The sequence below is a fragment of the Chamaesiphon sp. OTE_8_metabat_110 genome (assembly GCF_031382685.1).
Taxonomy (GTDB): Bacteria; Cyanobacteriota; Cyanobacteriia; order Cyanobacteriales; family Chamaesiphonaceae; genus Chamaesiphon.
The window spans coordinates 1-16,291 of record NZ_JANMZA010000092.1 but is presented as its reverse complement, the minus strand read 5'-3'; the positions used below and the strand labels follow the sequence as shown (position 1 = coordinate 16,291).

Annotated in this window: 15 protein-coding genes; 14 read left to right on the top strand and 1 reads right to left on the bottom strand. The window is 44.6% G+C overall.

The window, feature by feature from the left end; genetic code table 11:
- The 4 genes from pyrH to RMO52_RS03410 all read left to right on the top strand — a co-directional run.
- Nucleotides 1-673 (top strand): UMP kinase (gene pyrH, locus RMO52_RS03425; RefSeq protein ID WP_310410835.1); only part of this gene is annotated, 673 nt, incomplete at its 5' end.
- Nucleotides 660-1,208: a ribosome recycling factor gene (gene frr, locus RMO52_RS03420; protein WP_309745068.1), complete on the top strand. Its 549-nt coding sequence runs from the start codon at nucleotides 660-662 to the stop codon at nucleotides 1,206-1,208. The genes pyrH and frr, both read left to right, overlap by 14 nt.
- Before the next feature lie 242 nt (nucleotides 1,209-1,450).
- Complete coding sequence (locus RMO52_RS03415; protein ID WP_309745070.1) at nucleotides 1,451-1,771, top strand: hypothetical protein; 321 nt, start codon at nucleotides 1,451-1,453, stop codon at nucleotides 1,769-1,771.
- Between the two features lie 94 nt (nucleotides 1,772-1,865).
- Nucleotides 1,866-2,405: a GIY-YIG nuclease family protein gene (locus RMO52_RS03410; protein WP_310410831.1), complete on the top strand. Its 540-nt coding sequence runs from the start codon at nucleotides 1,866-1,868 to the stop codon at nucleotides 2,403-2,405.
- Between the two features lie 41 nt (nucleotides 2,406-2,446).
- Here RMO52_RS03410 and RMO52_RS03405 read toward each other — a convergent pair whose 3' ends face one another.
- The gene (locus RMO52_RS03405; RefSeq protein WP_310410828.1) at nucleotides 2,447-5,608 is read right to left on the bottom strand and encodes a patatin-like protein; all 3,162 of its coding nucleotides are present in this window, start codon (nucleotides 5,606-5,608) and stop codon (nucleotides 2,447-2,449) included.
- 55 nt (nucleotides 5,609-5,663) lie between these two features.
- Between RMO52_RS03405 and RMO52_RS03400 the strand changes: the two genes are divergently transcribed.
- From RMO52_RS03400 to RMO52_RS03355, 10 genes are all read left to right on the top strand, one after another.
- Nucleotides 5,664-5,978 carry a hypothetical protein gene (locus tag RMO52_RS03400; RefSeq protein WP_309745076.1) on the top strand — a complete coding sequence of 105 codons (315 nt, stop codon included), beginning with the start codon at nucleotides 5,664-5,666 and terminating at the stop codon, nucleotides 5,976-5,978.
- A complete protein-coding gene (ispG, locus tag RMO52_RS03395) occupies nucleotides 5,941-7,164 on the top strand; it encodes a (E)-4-hydroxy-3-methylbut-2-enyl-diphosphate synthase (RefSeq protein WP_309745078.1) in 1,224 nt (407 codons plus the stop codon). The genes RMO52_RS03400 and ispG overlap by 38 nt, the downstream gene beginning before the upstream one ends.
- Before the next feature lie 334 nt (nucleotides 7,165-7,498).
- Nucleotides 7,499-8,785 carry a carboxyl-terminal processing protease CtpC gene (ctpC, locus tag RMO52_RS03390; RefSeq protein WP_309745080.1) on the top strand — a complete coding sequence of 429 codons (1,287 nt, stop codon included), beginning with the start codon at nucleotides 7,499-7,501 and terminating at the stop codon, nucleotides 8,783-8,785.
- 338 nt (nucleotides 8,786-9,123) lie between these two features.
- On the top strand, nucleotides 9,124-9,243 hold the full coding sequence (locus tag RMO52_RS03385; RefSeq protein ID WP_309745082.1) for a photosystem II reaction center protein I: 120 nt from the start codon (nucleotides 9,124-9,126) through the stop codon (nucleotides 9,241-9,243).
- 25 nt (nucleotides 9,244-9,268) lie between these two features.
- Nucleotides 9,269-11,338, top strand: a complete 2,070-nt coding sequence (locus RMO52_RS03380; protein ID WP_310410824.1) for a DUF3769 domain-containing protein — start codon at nucleotides 9,269-9,271, stop codon at nucleotides 11,336-11,338.
- A 153-nt stretch (nucleotides 11,339-11,491) separates the two neighbouring features.
- Complete coding sequence (locus RMO52_RS03375) at nucleotides 11,492-12,883, top strand: 16S rRNA (cytosine(967)-C(5))-methyltransferase (RefSeq protein WP_309745086.1); 1,392 nt, start codon at nucleotides 11,492-11,494, stop codon at nucleotides 12,881-12,883.
- Nucleotides 12,884-12,953: 70 nt separating this feature from the next.
- Nucleotides 12,954-13,298, top strand: coding sequence for a hypothetical protein (locus tag RMO52_RS03370; RefSeq protein WP_309745088.1), 345 nt, complete (start codon nucleotides 12,954-12,956; stop codon nucleotides 13,296-13,298).
- Nucleotides 13,295-13,483, top strand: a complete 189-nt coding sequence (locus RMO52_RS03365) for a hypothetical protein (protein ID WP_309745090.1) — start codon at nucleotides 13,295-13,297, stop codon at nucleotides 13,481-13,483. The genes RMO52_RS03370 and RMO52_RS03365 overlap by 4 nt, the downstream gene beginning before the upstream one ends.
- 130 nt (nucleotides 13,484-13,613) lie before the next feature.
- Nucleotides 13,614-15,950, top strand: a complete 2,337-nt coding sequence (locus RMO52_RS03360; protein WP_309745092.1) for a HEAT repeat domain-containing protein — start codon at nucleotides 13,614-13,616, stop codon at nucleotides 15,948-15,950.
- 137 nt (nucleotides 15,951-16,087) lie between these two features.
- The coding region (locus tag RMO52_RS03355) for a hypothetical protein (RefSeq protein ID WP_310410818.1) at nucleotides 16,088-16,291 on the top strand (204 nt) is incomplete at its 3' end.

Sequence of the window (16,291 nt, the reverse complement as noted above, 5' to 3'; positions counted from 1 at the left end):
CGATCTTGGCTATGGTATCGATCCGACGATCGTCCAAGCCATCGCCCAAGAAGTATCCGAAGTCGTCGCCACTGGCGTTCAAGTCGCGATCGTTGTTGGTGGAGGCAATATTTTTCGTGGTGTCAAAGCTTCAGCCAAAGGCATGGATCGCGCGACGGCGGACTATGTGGGGATGATTGCCACGGTGATGAATGCCATTACGCTCCAAGATGCGCTAGAACAAAAAGGAGTACCTACCAGGGTACAAACCGCTATTGCCATGCAGGAAGTTGCCGAACCCTATATCCGTCGCCGTGCGATCCGCCACCTCGAGAAAGGTCGGGTAGTGGTCTTTGGCGCGGGTTCGGGGAATCCGTTCTTTACCACCGATACTGCTGCTGCCCTGCGCGCTGCCGAGATCGATGCTAATGTGATTTTTAAGGCTACTAAAGTTGATGGTGTCTATGACTCCGATCCGCATGTCAATCCAGATGCCAAGCGATTTAAAAGTTTGACTTTTAAGCACGTTCTCGATCGAGACTTGCGGGTGATGGATACTACGGCAATTGCCATGTGTCGGGAAAATAATATTCCCATTATCGTGTTCAATTTATTTGAACGGGGCAATATTCAGCGGGTGGTAGCGGGTGAAACAATCGGTACATTTGTAGGAGGTTCTTGTGAAATTTGCTGATGTCGAAGGTCATATGCAGAAGGCGGTTGAGTCAGTCAGCCGCTCGTTTAATACGATTCGGACTGGACGCGCGAGTACGAGTTTGCTCGATCGAGTGACGATCGATTATTATGGTACGCCAACACCCCTAAAGTCGCTGGCAAATATCGGTACACCCGATTCGACGACGATTACGATCCAACCATTCGATCGCAGTAGTATGAGTACGATCGAAAAAGCGATTTCGCTTTCAGATATCGGCTTGACTCCCAACAACGATGGTTCGACAATCCGCCTGAATATTCCGCCACTGACTGGCGAACGTCGGAAGGAATTTGTCAAGCAAGCGGGTAAGTACGCCGAAGAAGGCAAAATCTCCGTCCGCAATATCCGGCGCGATGCGATCGATTATGTCAAAAAGCAAGAGAAAGCTAGCGAAATATCTGAAGATGAATCAAAAGATCTCCAAGATAAAATTCAAAAGCTAACTGATAAGTATGGAGCCAAAGTCGAACAAGTATTAGCCGAAAAAGAAAAAGACATTATGACTGTTTAATATTGGCTGTCAGTTGAAACAATAATTTATATTACGGTGGGCACTGCCCACCACTTATGTTTAGACATTAAAAATTAGTCGATCGCGATCGATATCTACAAATAAAAGATTAAATGCAGTTATAAAAGCAATCATCTTTGCTGGTGGGCATTGCCCACCCTACATTCTAATATCTAAATTAGATGTGGCTTATTGCCCGATATTTACATTTTAGAATACACAAAAACTTAATTGATTTGCTTATGAAAATAAAAGTGATTGAAAATTTTGATGGAAGTTTCGCCCTCGATCCTCAAGTACAAGCGCTTTTGTTTGAGTTACTAAGAGGCGAAAAATTTTTACAACAAGTTGCCGAGCAGGCAAGTTGTCAACATGTCACCTTTCTTGAAATAATATTTCAGCCTGTACCTTACAGCCCCGGTACACCCAAAGGAATGCCCGCCGAAACCGAACAATACTATCAATCTCCAGATCATTTGATTATTAATGTTCCGCCTAACTTTATGTTCGCCGCGAAAATTTTTCATCCGAGTCGGCTGTGTGCAATTTATCAAAAAAGTTAATTAATAAGCTTGATGTCTACGGGATTCGATCGGACTACAGTGCTAATCGAGTCATGAAGCACTAATAATATTTTACATCTACAAGTTATAAGTTATGTCAGCGACTACCGATATTCCAAGTTTAGAAAGCTTGGGATTTTTACCGTATATAAATGATGTTGGCGAATTACCCGAAATTCTTCAAAATCAGATTGGTATTTATGCGATCTTCGATCGATCTCAAGACTTGCAATTTGTCGGCTATTCGCGAGATATTTACCTGAGTCTCAAACAGCATTTAGTCAGACAGCCAGAACTTTGTTATTGGGTAAAAGCAACCACGATCGATCGACCAAATCGGACATTTCTCGAAAGTGTCCAGGCTAGTTGGATTGCAGAAAATGGCAGCATTCCAATTGGCAACGGTGAGGCAAATTCTCAATGGTTAGATCCGATCTCTACCCATCATGCCATGACCGCCGCCGAAAGTGACAGCTTTGGCGACTTGGATGGTTTGGCTCAAATCAAGCTGCTCAAGCAAGTCGCTAGACGCGTTGAGGACACGATTTTAGCTAAGCTTCAAGAGCGCGGCGTCCAAGCTGAAATTCGCTTCAATCCCAAGCTCAAAGAGCAAGGTTTACTAGATCTCAAATAATCTCGGCTTTGTTGGCTGTAAATGCTCGATTATCAATTAATTTAACTCTCCCGCGATTGTGGTAGAAATGAATTATTTCTACCACCAGTCAAGCGTTTGAGGCGCATGGTTTGTAAAAACCAACAGACGATCGCACTCGGAAGCGATAATAATAACCAGAGTGGCGATAATAGAATCGCGAGGACGATCCCACCGATGGCGGTAGTCACACCCAAAAGTTGTAATAAAATAATCCGGGGTCGTCTGTGCGCTGCGCCAAGTTTGATACTACCGCCTTGCAGCCACCAATAAATCGATTGCAGACTACCATCGAGCCAATGATAAAGGGGATGGCGAATTGTTTGAGTGCGAGCAGATGTTCTAAATAGTCTCACTAATAAAGTTCGCAGAATTAAGACGATATTAGTACACAGACTAATCAATGTCACTAACGGCATATTTTCCCAAAGTTTATCGACGCCAATTCGATATTGATGGCGAAAGAAATGCTGCTGCTGGGTAGTTAAATTGGTGAGGGATTGATGGATAATTCGGACGATAGTATTTGGGTTGGATGTGGGTACAGTGCTAGCAGCATCGAGTTCGAGTTTATTGAGCAGCCAACTTTCGTCACCTGTTCCCCGCCACCAACCTTGCTCGTCCATACCCTCAATTGCTGAGTGGACATCGCTGGATAATATATCATGTTGCCCAGCTAAAACTAAGTCTGCTAGAATTTTCTGAAGCTCGGCCCGATCGATCTGCAATCCAGGTTGTGCTAAAGTTTCTAAATGCTTGCCAATCTTTTGCCGTTCGTTGCCAGATATATGTGGGAGTGATTCGGAGATCAACCAGTCTAAATATTGAGCTGAGGTGCAGTTTGTTCTGGTCGATTCTCGCTGTACGAACGTCGCAAAAGCAGTTACCGATGTGGGAGTGATAATTCCTTCTAAGATTCGATTGAGTCCATCCAAGCGTCCCCACAGCAAATCGTTAGATCGCCAGGATTTTTTAAAGAAGCCACCGATATTATAGAGTTTATCACCGCAGATCTTTTCTTGAGTATTTTTGCCACTACCGATGCCTAACTGGGCATTGTCTGGACTGATACAAATTGGATTGATTATTGATTTTTCATGCAAACTAGTCAGGTATTCAAACGGGTATAATTCTCGATCGACAAACTCAAATGTATGCCATTTTTTCAGCAGTCGTTCGCTGTAGCGATCGCCGAATTTCTCGATCGTGACTTCGGCGGCGATCGAAATCTGTCGCAAGATACTGGGAAAGCTTTGATTGCGATCGTTATCAAACTCTAATTCGCGATCTGCCCAAATTAAGGGATGAAGATTGGTACTTTGTCCTAATTCAGCAATTCGTTGTTTTAATTGAGCAAAGACACTCGAAATTTGCGTCTGAGACAACCAGCGATTTCCATCGGTTTTGGCAGCTAATTCTGGTAAATCCAGCCAAAAATAAACTGCAATCGTCTCAAAACTCGATCCAGAAGCGTCAGCAGGAATAAACGTTTGAAATTTATGACCATTGAGTAGGAATCGATGCAGGCGAAAGATTAGTTCGTAGACTAGCGCGCGTAGGCGGCGATCGTTGCCTTCTTGATTGATTAAGTAATAAAAATAATTACTAACGGAACGGTCGTTTAACAGCAGTTCGATGCTTGCTCTAATTACTTCTAATAATCTAATATTGCAGCTCAATCGATCTGCTAGATATCGGAGCTTTTCTCGATCGGCATCCGGCGGATTCAAGGCAATAATATCGCCAATTCGTTCGATTAGATAAAAGTGCTGACGCAAGCTATACTCGACATCCAAATCGACAATTTGTGATTCAAATCGTTCGAGCAACTTGTAATGATGAGTGCGATCTTGGTGGTTGGTAAATTTGCTCGTCAAAATCCGATCGATCTTATCGAGTACGACTGAATATTGAGTATTTTGAGATCCCAGATCCGCATGAAGTAGAAGCGGTAAATTGCGATCGCGAAAATCAAATAATCTACCCCGCAAGTAAATTTGCGATTGCGTGCGATCGCTACTTTCGATTAACTGCTGAGAATCGACATCTAATTCGGCGCGATCGATTAAAGTTTGATAGCGTCGTACCTTATGATTGTGTTCGTGAATCGTGCGCAGATCGTTGGTAATGCTCTGATGAATTGGAATTGATAAAGCTGCGGCTTGAAGGATTTTCCCCGTGCGCGATTGTTGCTTTTTACCCACCTGCATCCGCTCGTTGAGCTGTTCGGGATTGGGATCGACATAAAATAATTTCCGTTGACCCGCACGGCTGGGCAAGCGGTAGTATGCCTCCTTCATCAGGCAAGTTAGGGGCGTATTGTCCAGCAAGCCACCGTCGAGAAAATATAATTTATCCCCTCGCTCTAGCGGCACTGGCGAATAATACTTTGAGAGTTTACCCCAAGTCACTAACTGTCGATCGACTAAATTGCGGCGATCTTGTAAATCCACCTCTACTAGGGGAAAAATAATTGGCGTTCCCGCCGTAATCTGACACAATTTTACTAGGGCTTGAAATGTATCGGTAGGCGATCGCGGTAATTCTGGATCTTTAAAGTATGGATTGAATGGTTCTTTCCGACCTTGACGATGTTTTAACCGAAACATCGTCCGGTGATTTTTGGCTTTGAGGTTGAGCGCGTTTTCATCCAGCGTTCGGTCTACTCTACCGAGATAATCAGTGCCTGCGATCGCGAGATCTAATTCTTTGGTACTCGAAAACCATTCTTGTGGCGATCTCGGTAGCTTGTACTCGATGCCCTTAATGAGTGTCGCGAGCAATCCGCGCTGATAAAAGCTCTCGCTGGCGGCATTAGCCGCTCCAGATGGAGATTTAAACGGATTAGGCTTTTGGAGTAATTTGAGTAGTTCGCCACTGTTGCGCCAAATTTTGGCAAAGGCACTAAAGTCGATTGTCTCGCGATCGTTACTATTGGCGATCGCATAGCCGAGTAAAATGCCATTGATGCCACCTGCCGAACTGCCGGAGATCGCATCCACCACTAAATCGGCATCTGTCAACGCTTTGACTAATTTATAGATGCCGCGACCGCGCACGGCATGGTAGAACTCTTGGCAAACACCATGAGTGTAGATTGCCAGGGATACGCCGCCATAAACTACCAAACCCAATTGTATTTCACGCGAAAATCTGGGTCGATAATAGCTACGCTGATTAGACATGATTGCAGGTTACAAGCAATAACTGGGCAGGAAGTTCGGGGGTCGAGAGTGTGGTGTGCTTGAGCCGATCTTACAGTTTTTAGTCTCAAATCGCCATGTGGCGACCAAAAGGACTGCTTGGGCGATTTTATCCCATTTTAACAGGCTCCATCGCGATCTGTTGGAGATCGTGCCAGTGATGTGCCAATCGGGAGATCGACAATCATTAGCCATACTACACTACTCAGTTGCCACTTATCGATTTAGTAAACTAAATAAACCACACCAAATGCTCATCTTGTGGCAAGCTGAAGGTGAGACAATCGTCGCCACATCCCCACCATTGTTTGTATATGCAGACCCTGCCAGCACCCACCCAGTCCGCTTATAGTAATTTAGGTACGGATACCACCATTCATCGCCGTCAGACTCGTTCTGTAGCCGTTGGCAGCATCAACATTGGCAGCAATCATCCCGTTGTCGTCCAGTCGATGATCAATGAAGATACTCTCGATATCGAGGGTGCTGTTGCTGGCATCCGCCGTCTCCACGAGATCGGCTGTGAAATCGTCCGCGTGACCGTGCCCAGCATGGCACATGCCAGAGCGCTTGCCGACATCAAGCAAAAACTAATCGATACATATCAAGTCGTGCCCCTGGTCGCCGACGTGCATCACAATGGGATGAAAATCGCTCTAGAAGTCGCCAAGCATGTCGATAAAGTGCGAATCAATCCCGGCTTGTACGTGTTTGAAAAGCCCAAACCAGATCGCACCGAATATACCCCCGCTGAATTTGCCGAAATCGGCGACCAGATCCGCGACATGCTCGAACCGTTGGTGATCTCGCTCAGAGACCAAAATAAAGCGATGCGGATCGGTGTCAATCATGGTTCGCTTGCCGAACGGATGCTATTTACCTATGGCGATACTCCCGAAGGAATGGTCGAGTCGGCGCTAGAATGTATCCGCATTTGTCAATCTTTCGACTTTCACAATCTGGTGATCTCGATGAAAGCTTCTCGCGTCCCAGTAATGCTCGCCGCTTACCGCCTGCTCGCCCAACGGATGGATGCCGCCGGGATGGATTATCCAATTCACTTGGGAGTGACTGAAGCTGGTGATGGCGAGTACGGACGGATCAAGTCCACTGCTGGGATTGGGACACTGCTTGCTGAGGGTATCGGCGACACATTGCGGGTATCGCTGACAGAAGCACCAGAAAAGGAAATACCCGTTTGTTATAGTATTCTCCAAGCATTAGGCTTCCGCAAGACAATGGTCGAGTACGTCGCTTGTCCCTCTTGCGGTCGGACGCTGTTTAATCTCGAAGAAGTTCTCCACCAAGTACGCGCGGCTACCAATCATCTGACAGGTTTAGACATCGCCGTCATGGGATGTATTGTCAATGGCCCTGGTGAAATGGCAGATGCCGATTATGGGTACGTCGGCAAAACACCCGGCTATATCTCCCTCTATCGCGGTCGCGATGAAATTAAACGCGTGCCTGAAGCCGATGGGGTCGCCGAATTAATCGCCCTAATTAAGGCCGACGATCGTTGGGTTGAACCGGAGTAGAGGGTAGAGGGTAGATGGGAGATGGGAGAGGGAATGGTTGCCAGAAGATGGGAGCGACTGAGCCAATGTCAAACGCCACTAGCTACAGATTGCACTTGCCTCCAGCAGAGCTAAGCGTCGCTTAATGAATCAAAGAAACTAGAACGGGTGGCTGGGTTTCGCCTACCCCCTACCCTCTGCCATCTGCCATCTGCCATCTGCCATCTCCCCCATATGCTAAGATTTAATAAATGTGAACCGAGTCACCGCACCTGCTTTATCTGTCAATTATGCTAAGTTAAGCAGCAGCCGAGCGCATCCACTTTTCCTTTACTGCTAATTCCAGACGTAAATCATGAAGATCGAAAAACACGGGTTAGTTATTGGTGCTACAGCATTCGTCCTCACCGCAGTCGCAGTTACTGGTGCGGGACTTCATCTGCCCAAAGGTGTCGCCTTCTTCAAGAATAGTCCCAAGGAATTAATCGATGAAGTGTGGCAGGTAGTCGATAAACAGTATGTCGATGGTAGCTTCAATCAAAAAGACTGGCGGGCAATCCGCAAGCAGTACCTCAACAAGAATTATAAGACCAAGGAAGAGGTGTATAAGTCTGTCCGAGCGATGCTCAAAAATCTCAACGACCCTTACACTCGGTTCATGGATCCTAGAGAGTTTCGGGATCTGCAAGTAGATACTTCCGGTCAATTAATTGGTGTCGGGATTCAACTGAGTCAAAACGAGAAAACCAAGAAACTCGAAGTAATCGCCCCGATCGAAGATACTTCAGCTTCTAAAGCCGGAATTATTTCCAAAGATATTATTACCAAAATCGATGGTAAGAGTACCAAAGGGATGGATGTCAATCAAGCCGTGCAACTGATTCGCGGGAAAGAAGGCACCAGCGTCAAACTCACCATTCAACGCGACAATCGGCAAGTTCTCGAATTCAATTTGTTACGCCAACAAATCGAGATTCACCCCGTCGAAGCTAAATACCGACCCAAAGAACTCGGCGGGATCGGCTACATTCGTCTCAAACAGTTTAGTGCTAATGCCGCGACAGAGATGTCCGCAGCCATCCAGAAACTCGAAAGCCAAGGTGCCACAGGCTATGTCCTCGACTTAAGATCGAATCCCGGTGGCTTGCTCTACGGCGCGATCGATATCGCCCGGATGTGGATGGATGATGGCAAAATTGTCTCGACAGTCAACCGCCAAGGTACTGGCGATGTGAGTTCTGCTAACAAGACTGCCATTACCAAAAAGCCCTTAGTCGTCCTCGTTGATGGTGGCTCCGCCAGTGCGAGTGAAATCCTCGCGGGTGCCCTTCAGGATAACAAACGCGCTCAACTAGTCGGCGTCAAAACGTTTGGGAAAGGCTTGGTTCAATCGGTGCGTCCGCTCTCTGAAGGTGCGGGGATGGCTGTGACGATCGCCAAGTACTTCACCCCTAGCGGTAGAGATATCAACCACGCTGGGATTAAACCAGATGTGGAAGCCAAGTTGTCCAAAACTCAAATTCAAGCCTTGGTTAAAGATCGCGCTAAAGTAGCAACTGCTGCCGATCCGCAGTACGCCAAAGCCATTCAAACATTGCAAGTAGCCATCGCGCGAAGCGGCGGTTCTGCCCAAAAAAAGTAACTGACACGACGGAGATCGCTAATGCGTCGTGTCAGGTAGCAGCCAGCGATTGTGGTTTAGAACAGTCTGTCACCCAGCTCACCAATCGTTATTTATCCAAAGCGCTGTATTATCTTTGGCTCGCAAATTAGACTGATTAACAAAAAAGCCCTGGCTTCACTCGAAGCTGGGGCTGTTTGTTGAGAGCATTATTTCCCAGCCTTGGTAATGGAGAGCGCTACTCAAACTAAATCCGCTTCGCAGGTTTGACTAACGGGATTCGGTATCAAAAGTCAAACTTTGGCGAATCAGTTATGATAAGGATTAGTGTAATGTAAACCTTCGGAGATACTCGATCGATGGCAACTTTAAAAATTGTAGTTAACATTGTAGTAGCATTGTTTCTACTCGTGTTTATCTTTGGATTCTTATCTAACGATCCTTCCCGGAACCCAAACAACCGCGATCTGTCTGAATAGATATAGTTCGGATCGATAGTTAGCGATGGAGAGCGTCAGCGTGGGGAAACAGTCAGATCGGTACGTGGCTCGGCGAAAGTGGCAACTCGCGGGGTATTTATTACTCTTGTCCTACTACGCGATCGACATTTCTCTGCATCCCGTATTTGCTGGCGAGGTGCCAGCACCCACCGCAAATTTAGCTCCCATCAGCAGCTCGGCACCGCTGAAATATACGATCGTCCAAAATGGCCCTCAAGCCCCGCCGACGACGAATATTGCTGCACCCAAAGGGACGATCGAACTCAATGCCTCACAGCAAGAATTTGATAATAATACGCAGATAATTACGGCCAATGGCAAAGTAGTTGTCAGATTCAATCAAGCGATCTTGCAGTCCGATCGCTTGCGCGTCAATCTCAAAACCAAAATTGCTGTCGCTGAAGGGAATGTCTCGCTGCTGCGCGGCAAGCAAATCCTCTACGGAACTCAGTTTGAATACAATTTTGAGGAAGATCGCGGAAGTGTTGTCGAAGCACGCGGCGATATCTACCAGCCGACATTAGTTAGCGATCTCAATGGCATCGCCAGAACGACAGTAGCGCCGCCTGCTGGTGAAAAGACCTTTGTCGAACCGCTATTGAGCGATCGCCTGCGTAACGACCAACCAGTCACTAATATTCAGAATATCGGTACTACGGGGATTAATAGCAGCGATCGCGATATTGAATATCAGCCCACACTCAAACCCCGGGGCGGGACAATTACGCGATTGCGCTTTCAAGCTGATAAAATTGACTTCGTAGGCGATCGCGTCACGGCTGAAAAAATCCGCCTGACTAACGACCCTTTTTCACCACCAGAACTCCAAGTCAAAGCCGATCGCGCACAGTTTAGAATTGTCAGTAGTGAGGAAGATGAAATTACAACTAGTAATGCGCGTCTGACTGTCGAAAATAATTTTGATGTTCCCATTTCACCGCTATTTAGAGACCGATTAGTCTTAAATAAAGTTGGCAAAAGCCCTAATCCTTTTAACATCGGATTTGACGGTCAAGAGCGCGGCGGTGTCTATGTCGAAAACAATTTTTATCCGATTTTCGATCCGCGCTTTAAACTCACTGTTACCCCCCAATATTATCTTCAGCGTGCAGTTACTAAATTAAACCCGATTGACAGTTCGGCATTTGGTGTGAAAACAAGTATCGAAGGTAATTTTGGCCCTGATACTACCCTCCAAGCTTCAGCCGCCTTAACTGGATTCAATTTCGATAAAATTAGCGACAATTTTCGCGGCCAAGTCAGCGTCAAACAAAATCTGAGTTTAGTCGGGTATCCTCATCTATTGACGGGTGAAGCTGTCTATCGCCAACAAGTTTTTAATAGTTCGCTAGGGTATCAAGATGTCCAGTCGAGCTTGGGAGCGGTATTAGCTTCTTCAGTTATTCCGATTGGCAATACTGGTGTCAATCTCGACTATCAACTGGGCGCACAAATGATTAATGCCAATACCGATCGGCAAAATCTTCTCAGTCCGACTCGATCGAATAATTTGATTACCCTCAATCGCTATCAAGCATCCGCAAATCTCAATAAAAGTTTTCGACTGTGGGAGGGAAAAAGTTTACCGCCAAACGAAAAAGAAACTTATAACTATAGTCCGGTGCCAGTCGTACCTTATCTCCAACTTAATACCGGAATTAGGGCAGTAAATAGTAATTATAGTAATGGTGAAAATCAATCAGCCATTGGCTATAATGTCGGCATTCAAGGACAGTTTGGCAACTTTTCCAAACAATCTTTTGATTATACTGGATTTAATTTGAACTACTTTCAACAATTTCGCTCTCAAGAATCACCATTTCTATTCGATCGACTCGTAGACAATCGGATCTTATCGGCGGGAATCAATCAACAAATTAGCGGACCCTTCCGATTGGGAATTCAATCCTCACTCAATCTCGATTCTGGACAGCAAATTAGCACGGATTATTATGTAGAATACAGTCGCCGTACCTATAATATCATCGTTCGCTATAATCCCACACTTCAACTAGGATCGATCGGTTTTAGGCTCAGTGACTTTAACTGGGATGGCATCACACCTAGATTCTAAGCCAATATTACCCCGCGATTATCATCGTTGCATTACACTCGATCGATAATCCACTCTACGAATTGAATCGAGTTGCTATTGCTAAAGTATCTCGACTTTTTCAAGACGATCCTAGAGGATATTTAATTATTAATTATCAATTATCAATTACTCATGGATGCTCGTCAGCTAGTATTGTTTGCGCTCAAAGATATCGAGACTGGTAGCTATACCGATGTAGTCGTCGAGCGACTATTAAGTAAATTTGAATTAGCCGCAGTCGATCGCAATTTATTTACCGAATTAGTTAATGGGATCGTCCGCCGCAAACGCACCCTGGATGCGATTATCGATCGATTAGCCAAACAACCTGCGACGCGTCAACCACCCAATCTCAGACAACTATTACGACTGGGACTATATCAGCTTAGATATCTCGATCGAATTCCCGATTCTGCGGCTGTCAATACCACGGTAGACTTAGCTAAAACTAACGATTTAGCTGGATTAGCTGGCGTTGTCAATGGTATTTTACGGCAGTATATTCGCCTTCAAAATGAGTGTGAAGAAGTCCTGGATTTACCTGAAGATCCGCTCGCTCGTTTGGGAACTTTATATAGTTTTCCAGACTGGACGATCTCGCAATGGATTGCCGAATTGGGAGCGATTGAAACCGAACAATTATGTCAAGCTTTCAATCAAACTCCCAGTATTGATGTGCGCCTAAATCCGCTTAAAATAGAGCTAGAATTAGCCACGGACACCTCAAACATCGCAAAACTGGAACAACAACGCCATAAATTAATTGAGATTTTTGAGACTGCTGGCGTTATAGCAATCCCTATTCTCTATACACCACAAGGATTGAGATTTGTTGGTAGTGTGGGTGCAATCAGTCAATTACCTGGCTATCAGGCAGGCTGGTGGACGATTCAAGACAGTAGCGCTCAACTCGTAACACATTTATTAGATCCCCAGCCACATGAGGTCATTATCGATGCTTGCGCGGCACCGGGCGGCAAGACTACGCACATCGCTGAATTGATGGGTAATACCGGACAGGTTTTAGCACTAGATAAAACAGCCTCGCGACTCAAGAGACTTCAGCAAAATCTCGATCGACTGCAACTAACTACTATCAAAATTTTAACTGGCGATAGCTGTGATTTTAACGAACTGACTGATACAGCCGATCGAGTATTATTAGATGCACCATGCTCAGGACTGGGTACACTCCACCGTCGCGCTGATGCTAGATGGCAAAAGACACCAGCACAAATCCAGGAGCTAGCCCAATTACAAGCCAAGCTACTGGCAAATACTGCAACTTGGGTCAAACCTGGTGGCGTGCTAGTATATGCGACTTGTACCGTCTGCTCGATCGAAAATGAGGAGATCGTTCTGCCGTTTTTAAAAACTCATCCAGATTGGCAAATCGAACCACCACCTGCTGATTCTCCTTTAGCAAATTTAGCGAGCGAGTCTGGCTGGATTAAAGTTTGGCCGCATCGTCAACAGATGGATGGCTTTTTCATGGTTAAACTGCGTCGTTTACTAACAAATTAATCCAGATTAATGAATACGGGGAGTTATCAGATCGAGTTAAGATAGCTCAGGGACATTTTTGTAAATTATTATGGCAAAGCTATCTCCAGAAATCCGAGCAACTTTAAGCCAACAGAAAGAACAACTATTAGATCTTATCGATGAAGCAAGATCGTTAGAGTTCATCATTCTGGACAGTATTGGTGAAAATCAGGAGACAATCTCAACGCTAGAACAACTGACTGAAATAGCCGAACAAGCCAGAACCAAGCTTTCGCAACTTTCAACCCTTCACTTGCGGATTGCAGAAGTACAACCCAGTATTTCTAACGATCTGCTAAAATTGATGAATGACGCTATCGCCAATATCGAGAATCGCATTCCTGCGTTAGAGCGGAGTCTAGAGGAAATTAAACTAGATTGGAGGTTAAAATGAGTTCTATTCCTACTATCCCAGATCCAGAAAAAATTAAGCAGACTTTAGCTAGAGCGCATCGAAATTGTCAGGAAATGGAGTTGGCAGGTATTGAACTAGAAGAAGTTATTGCCAAACTCGATCGAGAAATATTAACCCAACGTAAACAACGTTTAGGTAAAGCATTAGAACAGGGACAAGGTTAATCTACGAATCGATCGAACCCCCTCATTTTAGCTTGATGAGTCATCAGATCGGTTTTTCTAGCAAGATAACAAGATCGCGAAGAGCCGACGAAAATTTATCATTGATTTATCATTGTACCGCAAGTGGCAGATGAACGATTTTAACGAAGATATCCAGATTACCGATCGAGAATTGTTACATCAATTGAATAATTTGTCGGATCGTGACTCGATTGCCAAATATTTGAGCCAACCGCGATATAACGATCTATTACTGGCGATGATGCCGCTGGTGGAGAATAAAGATCGAGCAATCCGCATCATCGAATTGACGTGGGAAGTTAATAAGAAACTAGCCTCTAGACTAGCAGGTGCTGCACAATCTCAATTTCAATCGGAAACAGTAGGGCGATTGAGAGAACTAATTGATCTATTTACACAGGGACAGTCTTACGGACTTCATAGCAAAATAAATTTTTTAGCTGCAACAAATTCCGAGTTAGTTATTCCAGAGTTAAGCGGTATTTTCGATTATCGAGCGATACAAGCATTAAAAGTAATTGCTAGTCAGAAAGAGCTAGGAAGCGTAGCAGTTTTGGCAGAGGCTGCTTTAATTAAAGATTTAGAAAATCCTAATGTTCATGTTAGAGAAATGACTGCGAACGCACTAGGAGATCTTGGCAGCAATTCTGCTATTCCCTTGTTGATTAAGAATTTACAGGAACACCCTGATTTTTCGATGAGAATGAAGGCAGCTACAGCATTAGGCAAAATTGGAGATCGAGATACTGTTGATACTTTACTCGTAGCCTTGCAGGATAAGCATGAGTATGTACGTGGTTGTGCAGCAGAAGCATTAGGATTATTGAAAGACGATCGAGCGATCGAGCCATTGTTGATTGCACTAGAAGATCGATATTATTGGGGGGTAAGAACGAGTGCCGCGCAAGCATTGGGTAAACTAGGTAGCATTCAGGCAATCGAACCATTAATCCAAATGTTGGTAGATTCAGAGCCAATGATTCGATTTTGTGCAGCCGCAGCGTTAGGCGATTTAGGCAGCGATCTATCTGTAGAACCTTTGATACAAGCTTTAGCAGATGAACATCCCCAGGTTAGAAAAGATGCAGCAGAAGCATTAGGAAAAATAGGGAATGAACGTGCTATCGAAGTATTAGAGTCTCAGTTAAGAGAGGGAGATCTATATATACGGCAGGGTGCTATTAATGGATTGGGTAAAATTAATAGCGAACGCTCTATTCAAAGTTTGTTCGATTCTTTCAATAGTCACGATCCAGACTTATGCGATCGTATTGCGGGTGTATTGACTAGCGATACTAGCAAAAGACAAATAGAATTATTGATCGATATTTTACAAAATGGTTTTTATCGCGCGCGTGGTAGATCTGCTGAAATATTAGGTAAAATTGGTGAAAAACAAGCGATCTATCCTCTGATCCTAGCAGCACAATCTGAGAACTGTTGGATTAGAATCAAAGCAATTCGATCTCTGGCTAGAATTGGTAATGATGAATCGGTGGAAGTATTAATTAAAGCTTTGCAAGATCCATCACATAATATACGAAAGAATGTGACGCTTGCACTCAGAATTATCGGGCAAAGACAAGCAGCCAATCTAGAACAAGTGATCGATCCTTTAATTATTGCCATACAAGATTCGTCTCATGCAGTGAGAATGGGTGCAGCAGCTACTTTAGGTGTCATTGGTAGCGATCGAGCAATGGAACCTTTGATTGATAGTTTGCAATCAGAACATCATCAGATCCGACTATCAGCATTTTACGCTGTAGTCGGAATTTACGGAATCAACAACAAATTAACATTGAGATTATCCTTACAAAGCCAATTTCAGAATGTTCGCTCTGCAATGGCTCGATTATTACCACAAGTTGATTATAAAATAGCGATCTTTGGGTTAAGTGCGGCAATGGAACACTCTAATCGTAAAGTTCGCAATGATGCTAGTCGTTACAACTTTTTCGGTACAGTTATTTCCAGAATAGAAACTAAAGAGAACTTTAGTACTGCGATCGACTTAGCCATTAAGGGATTACAACATAAAGATATCCGTGTTCGGATAAATACAGTACAGTCTTTAATTAGAACTCCAACTTCATCATCTTTAGATGAAGGATTAATTGCTGTTACTGCTGCATTAGTAGATTGTCTCGATTTTCGTAGCTATGTACGCCGAAGTATTGTTGTCAAAGCTTTAGGTGCTGTCGGTCAACAAAATGCGATCGAACCTTTGTTGAGCATCTTGAAAAATGAACAAGAGCATCGAGCAAATATTCGTGAAGATGTTGTCGATAGCTTACAGCAGATCGTCCTTCGATTGGGGAAAAATATTTCAAATTCACAAAAAAGCTTAATAGCTGAGGGATTGACAGATGCAATAAAAGACGAGTCTTGGAAAGGAAGAGAGCGTGCAAGTATTCTATTGGCAAAAATACACGCATTAGATTAGTGCAAATTGGATAATGTGCAATTCGATCCTCTGACTTTCCGCGAGTCTCTCCTTGGAAAATCGATCGCCCCAAACACTCACCAGTAGCCGCCACCTATTAAAATAGAAAGACTTATATACAGAATCTCTATTTTAAGATGTTAGAAGCATATCGCCAGCATACAGCCGATCGAGCCGCGTTGGGAATTCCCCCATTACCCCTCGATGCCGAACAAACCAGTGCCCTCTGCGAACTATTACAGCATCCACCAGCGGGTGAAGAGGCTAACCTAATTGCATTATTGCGCGATCGAGTTCCGCCTGGAGTAGATCCGGCTGCTTATGTCAAAGCTGGCTTCCTG